The following is a 4,373-nucleotide window of genomic DNA, read 5'->3' as shown; positions in this document are numbered from 1 at the left end:
AGCCAGCGGATGGCCAGCGCCTTGCGGCGGTCCGGACGGACTTCGACGGGCACCTGGTAGGTGGCGCCGCCGACCCGGCGGGAGCGGACTTCGATGCCGGGCGCGACATTTTCCAGAGCCGCGTGGAAGGTCTCCAGCGGGCCCTGTTCCTTGCGCTTGGCTTCGAGGATCTCGAAGGCGCCATACAGGATGTTTTCAGCGACGGCTTTTTTGCCTTCGTACATCACGTAGTTCATGAACTTGGTGACGGTGAGGTCCCCGAACTTCGGGTCCGGCAGAACTTCACGTTTCTCGGCGCGACGGCGGCGGGACATTCTTCTTCTTCCTTACTTAGGACGCTTGGCGCCGTAATGCGAACGACGCTGCTTGCGGTCCTTGACCCCTTGGGTGTCGAGCACGCCGCGCAGGATGTGGTAGCGGACGCCCGGAAGGTCCTTCACCCGGCCGCCGCGGATGAGCACGACGGAGTGCTCCTGCAGATTGTGACCTTCGCCGGGGATGTAGCACACCGCTTCGATACCGGTGGTCAGGCGCACCTTGGCGACCTTACGAAGCGCCGAGTTCGGCTTCTTCGGGGTGGTCGTATAGACGCGGGTGCAAACGCCGCGACGTTGGGGGCAGCCCTTCAGGGCCGGCACCTTGTTACGCGACGGCTTGTCCTGCCGAGGCTTGCGGATGAGCTGGTTGACTGTAGGCATCTAATCTCTGCTCTGGAGGCGTGTGCCGTTTGGCCGTGGCGCCTCGAAAAAGGGTTCGGTTTGTCTCGGGTCTCGAAACCGCCCGATGAACGCAAAAACTCGCCGGCGCGCAATCTCTAGCGTTCCGGCGGGTCTGACCGTCCGTTTCGGGAAGGCCGCTCATCGGGGCAGAGGAAGAATCCCCGGCCTCGAAAGGAGCGCGGTTCATACTCGCGAAGCCCCTTCTCGTCAACGCTTGCGAACCAAAGGCCGCCCCGCCCGTCCCCGCGCCATCCTTGCGCCACGAAAACGCCGCGCGCGGCTCCGACCTTACAGTGAAGTTTGCAACTTTCGGGCGCGGGATGACCAGGACGGATCGCTTAACGCTCCCGACCGTGGTCGCCGTCTCGGGCCTCGCCCATCTGGGCGTGCTGGCCTTGTTGGCCATCGCTCACCCGACCCTGCGCCAGGCCCAGGCCCCGCCGGTGTTCGAGGTGCAGGTCGTACCGCTCTATGTCCCCTCGCCGCGCGCTGAACAGCCCGCGCCCAAGCGGCTGATCGACCAGCCGATCCGGCCGCGCCGGGCCCTGCGGGTGCAGGAGGATCTGAGCGTGGCGCCGCTGGTCACTCCGCTCGCGCCGGACCGCCCGGCCGCGCCGCCGGCTCCCGCAGTCGCCCTGCCCGCCCCCGCAGCGCCGGCCACCCCAGCATTGAGCGGTGCCCTGCGGCTGAGTCCGGTGGGCTGCGCCAATCCCAACCTGCTCACCAAGGCCGAACGCGAACGCTGCCTGGAGCGGCTGGGCGCTGGCGCCAAGGACGCGCCCTATTACGAGCCGCCGATGTCGCGTGACAAGCGCAAGGCCTTTGACGAGGCGGCGGCCCGCAAACAGGCCTATCGCAAGTATAAGGAAGCCAACCTCCCGACCGGCGTCAGCCCCGGCGGCCTGGAGATGAAGCCCATGCCCGAGGTCTGGACGCCCCGCAACTAGGCCTCAGTCGAAGATGTCGAAGAGGTCGAAGCCGCGCTTCTTCTTGCGGTGATGATAGTCGTCATCGTCGTAGCGGTGGCGCTTGGCGTCGCTGTCATAGGGATGGCTGCGCTTCCAGCCGTCCGGGTCGCGGTGGAAGGTGTCGATCTCCCGGTCGAAGCGCTCGCGGGCCTGGACGTCGGCCTGCCGCACCTCGCGCCCGCCTTCCAGGATCTTCTCCAGCTCCCCGCGGTCCAGCCAGACCCCGCGGCAGCTCGGGCACATGTCCAGCTCGACGCCCGAGCGGGCGACGTTCTGCATGGAGGCGTTGCAGTTGGGGCAAAGCAGCAGCGGCACGTGGGGATTCTCCGGTTGTGACCCGATTATCTAGGGCGCGGTTGGCGCAGGACAATGGCGCCGCCCGCCGCAATCTCGCCGCCCCTTGACGGAGGCGTCGCCGTCGAGAACATATCAGGAACTCACGAACGGGAGGAAACCCCATGGCCGACCTCGCCCGGGCCCGCGCCTTCATCCATGGCGCCGCGCGGCTGATCGACCGGCGCTGGTTCGCTGTCCTGTTCGACGGGGACGATCCTAGTCTCGTGCTGAAGGCCCTGTCCGGCTATCAGAACGTCGACGGCGGCTTCGGTCACGGGCTTGAGCCCGACAGCCGCACGCCGCGCTCCCAGCCGCTCAATGTTGAGGTGGGGTTGCAGTACATGGCCGATGCCGGCGTGGCGGACCAGGCTATGGCGAAAGCGGCTTGCGACTTTCTGCAACAGGCCAGCGCGCCGGCCGGCGGCGTCCCCATTCTTCTACCCGGCTTCGAGGCGGACGCCCACGCGCCCCACTGGCGCGGCTACGCCAGGCCGCCGGAACTCGTCCCCAACGGCGGTATCGTCGGCCTGCTCTACAGACTGGACGTCGAGCATCCCTGGCGCGAAGCGACCGCCGAGCAGGTCTGGCGCTGGATCCAGGACGACGATTTGGGCGCGCACGACATCTTGGACGCGGCCCTATTCCTGGAGAGCGTTCCGGACCGGCGGCAAGCCGAAGCGACCGCCATGCGGTTAGCCGCAGCCTTACCCGGCGCGCAATGGTTCAAGGCCGACCCCGGCTCGCCTGGCTACGGGCTCACGCCCCTGTGGTTCGCGCCGACTCCCGACAGCTTCTGCCGCTCGTGGTTCGAGGACGCCGTCATCGCTCTGCACCTCGACCACCTCGCCGCCGGCCAGCAGGCCGATGGCGGCTGGCCCATCTCATGGGATCCGCCTGGGCCAGCGGCGCTCCTTGAGTGGCGCGGCGTTCAAACCGTCAAGGCGTTGCGGACGCTCCGCGCGTATGGCCGGATCTAGAGCCGCAACGCCATGAAGATCGTCCCTGGCGGGGTCGGCTCGTAGTAGGGCGCGATCTCGGCGAAGCCCAGCTGGCGGTAGAGCCCGATCGCCGAGCCCATGCTCGCCAGGGTGTCGAGGCGCAGCTCGCTGTAGCCGATCTCGCGTGCCTTTTGGACGATCGCGGCAGCCAGCGCCCGCCCGAGACCCGTGCCGCGCGCCTCCGGGGCGAGGTAGAGGCGCTTCATCTCAAAGCAGCCAACCGCGGCCAGGGGCCTCAGACCAACGCAGCCCAGGGCGGCGCCAACTGCGTCGCGCGCCAGCAGCAGCTCGCCGGCGGGCGGGGCGTGCTTGCCCGGCAGGGAGGCGAGCTCCGAACCAAAATCCTGATAGCCCAGATCGATAGGGAGCGACCGGGCATAGGCGTCGAGCAGGGACGCCGTCGCGCCAAGGTCATCGGCTGTTCGGACGGGGCTGATCTTCACGGCAGGCGGCTCCCTGACACCCGCTCGATCCGGATCGCGTCGAGATCGATATCCTCGAGGCAACGGACATTGATGGCCCAGAGATGCGGCGCGGTCCGCGGTCGCCGGAACGGCAGGATTCCGCAGTGCGGACAGAAGTAGTCCGTCGCCTGGCGGGTGATGAACCTGTGGGTCGCGAGTTCATCCAGCGGCGAGAGCAGTTCGAACTGCGCCTCCGCGACCCGATGGATCAAGGCGCCGCGACGTCGGCAGATCGAGCAGTCGCAGACCCGGACGTGGTCAAGCTCGGCCTCGATCGCGAACCTGACCTGGCCGCAATGGCAGCTCCCCAAATACCTCGGCAACCTGGCGGCCTCGACGCTGGTGATTTGACGCCAAGCCTAGCCCGCGCTCGCCCCAAAGGAAAACGGCCCGGGATCGCTCCCGGGCCGCTTCTTACGCACACAGACTGAGCTTGCTTAGACGTCGACCTTCTCGGCCTCCGCCTCGACGGCGATGACGTCCGGCAGGGGCTCCATGGCCTCCTCGCGGCTGGCCGACAGAGCTTCGTCGCGCTTGGCGGCGATGCGCTGCAGGTTGCGCAGGTAGGACCCGGTGCCCGCCGGGATCAGGCGGCCGACGATCACGTTTTCCTTCAGGCCTTCCAGGGTGTCGCTCTTGCCCTGGACCGAAGCCTCGGTGAGGACGCGGGTGGTTTCTTGGAACGAGGCGGCCGAGATGAAGCTGCGGGTCTGCAGCGACGCCTTGGTGATGCCGAGCAGGACCGGCTGGGTGATGGCCGGACGGCCGCCACGGGACTCGGTCTTGGCGTTCTCCTCGTTGATCTCCGACATGTCCAGGTGATCGCCCTTGAGCAGGCCGGTGTCGCCCGGCTCGAGGATCTCGCCCTTTTGCAGCATCTGACGAACG

General features: G+C 67.6%; 7 protein-coding genes and 1 pseudogene. 2 read left to right on the top strand and 6 right to left on the bottom strand.

The window, feature by feature from the left end; genetic code table 11:
- Together Q8Q88_RS10020 and rpsL are read right to left on the bottom strand one after the other, a co-directional pair.
- On the bottom strand, positions 1 to 314 hold a 314-nt coding region (locus Q8Q88_RS10020), incomplete at its 3' end, for a 30S ribosomal protein S7 (RefSeq protein WP_305675049.1).
- A 12-nt stretch (positions 315 to 326) separates the two neighbouring features.
- Positions 327 to 698 (bottom strand): 30S ribosomal protein S12, encoded by a 372-nt coding sequence (gene rpsL, locus Q8Q88_RS10015; RefSeq protein ID WP_254836833.1) that lies wholly within the window; start codon positions 696 to 698, stop codon positions 327 to 329.
- Between the two features lie 341 nt (positions 699 to 1,039).
- On the opposite strand from rpsL, the gene Q8Q88_RS10010 reads away from it, so the two are divergent.
- Positions 1,040 to 1,666 (top strand): hypothetical protein, encoded by a 627-nt coding sequence (locus tag Q8Q88_RS10010; protein ID WP_305675048.1) that lies wholly within the window; start codon positions 1,040 to 1,042, stop codon positions 1,664 to 1,666.
- Between the two features lie 3 nt (positions 1,667 to 1,669).
- On the opposite strand, the gene Q8Q88_RS10005 is transcribed toward Q8Q88_RS10010, so the two are convergent.
- The gene (locus tag Q8Q88_RS10005; protein WP_305675047.1) at positions 1,670 to 2,002 is read right to left on the bottom strand and encodes a zf-TFIIB domain-containing protein; all 333 of its coding nucleotides are present in this window, start codon (positions 2,000 to 2,002) and stop codon (positions 1,670 to 1,672) included.
- A gap of 143 nt (positions 2,003 to 2,145) precedes the next feature.
- Between Q8Q88_RS10005 and Q8Q88_RS10000 the strand changes: the two genes are divergently transcribed.
- On the top strand, positions 2,146 to 3,000 hold the full coding sequence (locus tag Q8Q88_RS10000) for a hypothetical protein (RefSeq protein ID WP_305675046.1): 855 nt from the start codon (positions 2,146 to 2,148) through the stop codon (positions 2,998 to 3,000).
- On the opposite strand, the gene Q8Q88_RS09995 is transcribed toward Q8Q88_RS10000, so the two are convergent.
- From Q8Q88_RS09995 to Q8Q88_RS09985, 3 genes and pseudogenes are all read right to left on the bottom strand, one after another.
- The gene (locus Q8Q88_RS09995; RefSeq protein WP_305675045.1) at positions 2,997 to 3,464 is read right to left on the bottom strand and encodes a GNAT family N-acetyltransferase; all 468 of its coding nucleotides are present in this window, start codon (positions 3,462 to 3,464) and stop codon (positions 2,997 to 2,999) included. The genes Q8Q88_RS10000 and Q8Q88_RS09995 overlap by 4 nt on opposite strands.
- Positions 3,461 to 3,808 carry a GFA family protein gene (locus tag Q8Q88_RS09990; protein ID WP_305675044.1) on the bottom strand — a complete coding sequence of 116 codons (348 nt, stop codon included), beginning with the start codon at positions 3,806 to 3,808 and terminating at the stop codon, positions 3,461 to 3,463. The genes Q8Q88_RS09995 and Q8Q88_RS09990 overlap by 4 nt, the downstream gene beginning before the upstream one ends.
- Positions 3,809 to 3,922: 114 nt before the next feature.
- Positions 3,923 to 4,373, bottom strand: a pseudogene (locus tag Q8Q88_RS09985) (DNA-directed RNA polymerase subunit beta'); the annotation flags it as partial.

It is taken from the genome of Phenylobacterium sp., assembly GCF_030697925.1.
Lineage (GTDB): Bacteria > Pseudomonadota > Alphaproteobacteria > Caulobacterales > Caulobacteraceae > Phenylobacterium.
This window is presented reverse-complemented; position numbering and strand designations above follow the sequence as displayed.

Coding starts and splice junctions, on each gene's coding strand:
- rpsL (WP_254836833.1), bottom strand. CDS start 698: ATGCCTACAGTCAACCAGCTCATCCGCAAGCCTCGGCAGGACAAGCCG.
- Q8Q88_RS10010 (WP_305675048.1), top strand. CDS start 1,040: ATGACCAGGACGGATCGCTTAACGCTCCCGACCGTGGTCGCCGTCTCG.
- Q8Q88_RS10000 (WP_305675046.1), top strand. CDS start 2,146: ATGGCCGACCTCGCCCGGGCCCGCGCCTTCATCCATGGCGCCGCGCGG.